Source organism: Candidatus Halobonum tyrrellensis G22, from assembly GCF_000495475.1.
Lineage (GTDB): Archaea > Halobacteriota > Halobacteria > Halobacteriales > Haloferacaceae > Halobonum > Halobonum tyrrellense.
In genome coordinates, this window is sequence record NZ_ASGZ01000042.1 from 1 (window position 1) to 3,955 (window position 3,955).

Genomic DNA, 3,955 nt, shown 5'->3' on the forward strand with positions numbered 1-3,955 from the left:
GCCGGCGACGACCTCCCCGGTTCGGCGGGCGAGGCGTTCGCGGAGGCGACGCGCCGGCGACGCGCGCTCCGGGTGGGCGTCCGCCGCGCGTTCTGCGGCGACCACGGCCCGTTCGCCGACGCGACCAGCCCGCGGCTCCGCGGCGCGGCCGCGCTCCTCGCCGTGGCGGCCCGCGAGGGACGACCCGCGGGCGGCGCGCTCGTCGACCACGCCGAACGGCTCGACGACCTCCGGGAGCACGAGCGGGCGGCCCGTCGCGAACTCGCGTCGGTGACGGAGACGCTGACGAACACCGCCGCGCTGTTCGGCCCGCTGGTCGGGGGCGCGACGGTCGCGCTCGCCGGCCGCCTGGCCGCCGCGACCGGCGCGGGGTCGGCGACGGCGACTGCGGCCGAGGCGAGCGCGTTCGGCGGCGCCGCGCCGCTCCCCCCGACCGTGCTCGGTCCCGCGGTGGGTGCGTACGTCCTCCTCCTGGCCGTCCTCCTGACGGCGCTCGCGACGGGCGTCGAGCGGGGTCTCGACCGGGCGCTGCTCGCGCGGCGGATCGGCCTCGCGCTCCTGACGGCGACCGGGTCGTTCCTCGCGGGCGTCGTCGGCGCGGGGCTGTTGCTGTGAGCGGCCGCGGCTGAGGGTTTAAGTACGATACCGGGACCACCCGCCCCATGTTCGACGCACCCGTCGACGCGTGGTACGCGTGGCTCGGCGTCGCCGCCGCCGCCACCGTCACGCTCGCCGTCGCCGCCGGACTCCCGACCGCCCCGCCGCCGAACGCGTCCGCGCCGGCCGACCTGGTCGACGGCGTCGCCGCCGCGGACGCGCCCGCCGACGGCGAGTACCGCCTCGCGGCCGACGCGGTCCGCGTCCGCCCCGACGGTCTCGACCTGCGCGACGACGCCGGCGCCGCCCACGCCCGGTTCGCGTTCGGCCCGGTGGTCGCCGTCGCGGACGGCCCGCTCGTCCGGGTCGCGCGCGGCCGGCACCCGGACGCCGTCTTCGACTCCTCCGACGGGTTCGCGGCGGCCGTCGCGGACGCCCGCGACTCCCCGCCGGGGTGGGTCGCCGCCGACCGACTGGTCGTCCGACACGTTGCGTGGGGAGGTGTCGATGTCGCGCTCGTCGCCGCGGTCTGAGTCCGTACGCGGAGGCGGTCGGTCTCTCGGCCGCTCCCCCGAGCGCGCACAGACCGAGCCGACGGCGGCGCTCGCGGCCGTGTTCGCGGTCGTCCTCGGCCTCGGCGCGTACGCGGTCGTCCTCACGGACGCGGCGCCCGGCGACCCCGACCGCTCGCTCGCGCCGCCGACGGTCGAGCGCGCGCACGACGAACTGGTGACCGGCGGGGTCGTCGCCCCCGACCGACTCCCGGCCGCGGTTCGGGCGGCCGGTCCCGACGGCTACGAGGTGAACGCGACGCTCCGCGCCGCGGGACGGTCGTGGGTGGTCGGTCCCGCGCCGCCGGGCGACGCACGTCCCGGTGGCGGCTCCGACGCTGCGGCCGCCGACCGCGCGTCGCGGTCCGTGGCGGTCCGTCTCGGTCCCGGCCGCGTCCGGCCGGGCGCCCTCCGGGTGGTGGTGTGGTCGTGACCAGTACGACGCTCGACGCGGCGCTGTGTCTCCTGCTCGTGAGCGCCGCCGCCGTGACCGTCGTCGGCGTCCCGTCCGGGACCGCCCCCGACCCGACCTCGCCCGACCGCGCCGACGCGGTGGCCGAACTGGTCTCGGCGACCACCGCGAACGTCTCGTACTCGCTCGCGCCCGGCGCGGAGGCGGCGGGTCTCGACCGGACCGGCGGTCCCGAGTTCAACCGGGTCGCACACGGCACGCTCGCGGACCTGCTCGCGCGCGCCGCGTTCCGGAACGCCTCGGTCGACGGGGCGCCGCTGGTCCGGACCGACGCCGACTTCCGACGGGCGGTCCGCGCGGCGGTCGCCCGCGCGCTCCCGGCGCGGACGCAGGTGGTCGCCCGCTGGCAACCGTACCCCGGCGCGCACCTCGGCGGACGCGTCGCCGTCGGTCCCGCGCCGCCGGCGGATACGACGGTCCACGCCGCGCGCGTGACGGTCCCGCTCGGAGCGTTCCCCGACCGGAGCCGGACGGAGCGGCCGGCCGAGGCGACTCCGGAGGCGCCGGCGGCGTTCGACCGGACCGCGAACGCGACCGCCGACCGGCTGGTCGCGGGGATGTTTCCGGCGTCGGAGCTCCGGTTCGCGCTCCACGGCGACGCGCCGCTGCCGGGACTCGTCGAGCACCGGTACCGCCGGGCCGACGCGGCGTACGGCACCGACGCGAGCGCGGCCCTCGACGACGGGCCGCGCGCGGCGAACGCCCGCCTCCGCCCCGCCGTCGCGGCGCGGGTCGAGACCGACCTCCGCGCGCGGTTCGACTCGCCCGACGCGGCCGCGTCGAGCGTCGACCCCGACCGCGCGGTAGTCGTCGTCAGGACGTGGTCGGCGTGACCCTGGTCTCCGACCGCCGCGGGCGCGTCCCGTTCGCGCTCGTGGGCGTCGTCCTCCTGCTCGGCAGCGTCGCGTACGCCCACACGCTCGCGCTCCGCGGGCCGGTCGCGGCGTCGGAGGCGGCCGACACCGCACTCGACCGCGCGGAGTCCGCCGCCCGACCCGCTGTCAGGACCGCCGCCGCCGCGGCCGCCCGCGAGGCGGCGCGCAACCCGGTCACCCTGCCGGCGAACACGTCCGCCGGTCGCGCGTTGAACGACTCGACGCCGTTCCGCGACTCGCTGCGGCTCCGGACCTACCTCGCCGTCGAGAACGCCCTCGCCGACGCGGCCGTCTCGGAGGGCGGCGTGACCGCCACCGCGTCGCTCCCGGCGGTGGAGTCCGCGGCGGACCTCCGAGGGGCGAAGCGTCGGGTCGCGGTGGAGTCGGTCGACGGCGGCGCCGCGACGCGCGTCACCGTCCGGAACGTCTCCGTCGTCGCTCGCTCCGGCGGGCGGGGCGGCGGGAGCGCCGACGGTCGCGTCGTCGCCCGCGAGCGGACCGACCTCTCGGTCGTCGTCGCGCTCCCCGTGCTGGCGATGCACGACCGAACGGCCCGCTACGAACGGCGGCTGAACGCCGGGCCGCTCGGCGGTCCGGGGCTGGGTCGGCGGCTGACGGGACGGCTCGCCCTGCTCGCGGAGGCGCGCGGCCTCGCGCAGTACGGCGGCGCGCCCGTCGAGAACGTGCTCGCCAACCGCCACGTCGAACTGTCGGCCAACGGCGCGGCGCTCCGCGAACAGCGGGCGGCGTTCGGCCGCGCGGACCCCGCGGGCCGGGCGGCGCTGGTCCGGGCGACGGGGCGGGTGGGCACGACCGACCTGCTCGGCCCGGCGACCCGGTCCGGCCCGGCGTGGACCGACGCGGTGCTGTCGACGGCGTCAGCCGCCTCGACCGCCTCCGCGGACGCTCCCGACGACGGCTCCGCTGACGCGCTCGCGTCGACGGCGTCGCCGGCCGCCGGGGACTCGCTCGCCGTCGACGTGAACGCGACCGCCGACACCGCGTTCGCGGCGTTCCTCGACGACGGGTTCGACGCGGCCCTCCGTGATGCCTACCGCGCGGAGGCGACGCGGCGGGTCCGCGTGCGGGCGGTCGACACCGGGGGGCGGCCGGACCCCGCGCCGCCCGGCGACGGCTGGGCGCTCGTCTCCACGGAGGCGACCGCCGACCGGACGGTCGTCTCGCGGACGCGGGGGGCGACCGCCGACCCGCGGACGTTCGCCGCCTACCGCCGGACGGTCCGCGTCGACCGAACCGAGACGCGGACGTGGGTGAACGCGGACGCCGACACGAACGGGACGCGGACCCGTCGGACGACCGTCGAGTGGAGCGAGCGGTACGCGGTCACGCTGTCGCTCCGCGGCGCGTACGACCCCGGCCTCGCGGGTCCCGACCGGCCGACCGACCCGGTGTTTGAGGCGGGCGGCGCGCTCGACGGTCCCGCGCTGTCGAGCGTGCCC

4 protein-coding genes and 1 pseudogene are annotated in these 3,955 nt (G+C 79.1%); all 5 read left to right on the forward strand.

Annotated features, from left to right (window positions below):
• Nucleotides 1–615: pseudogene (locus tag K933_RS18395) on the forward strand (type II secretion system protein); the annotation flags it as partial.
• Between the two features lie 47 nt (nucleotides 616–662).
• The gene (locus tag K933_RS11910) at nucleotides 663–1,130 is read left to right on the forward strand and encodes a DUF7283 family protein (RefSeq protein ID WP_023394983.1); all 468 of its coding nucleotides are present in this window, start codon (nucleotides 663–665) and stop codon (nucleotides 1,128–1,130) included.
• Nucleotides 1,131–1,209: 79 nt separating this feature from the next.
• Nucleotides 1,210–1,581 carry a DUF7285 family protein gene (locus K933_RS11915; protein WP_023394984.1) on the forward strand — a complete coding sequence of 124 codons (372 nt, stop codon included), beginning with the start codon at nucleotides 1,210–1,212 and terminating at the stop codon, nucleotides 1,579–1,581.
• Nucleotides 1,578–2,453, forward strand: coding sequence for a DUF7284 family protein (locus tag K933_RS11920; RefSeq protein WP_152529820.1), 876 nt, complete (start codon nucleotides 1,578–1,580; stop codon nucleotides 2,451–2,453). The genes K933_RS11915 and K933_RS11920 overlap by 4 nt, the downstream gene beginning before the upstream one ends.
• On the forward strand, nucleotides 2,450–3,955 hold a 1,506-nt coding region (locus K933_RS11925; RefSeq protein ID WP_449240088.1), incomplete at its 3' end, for a DUF7286 family protein. The genes K933_RS11920 and K933_RS11925, both read left to right, overlap by 4 nt.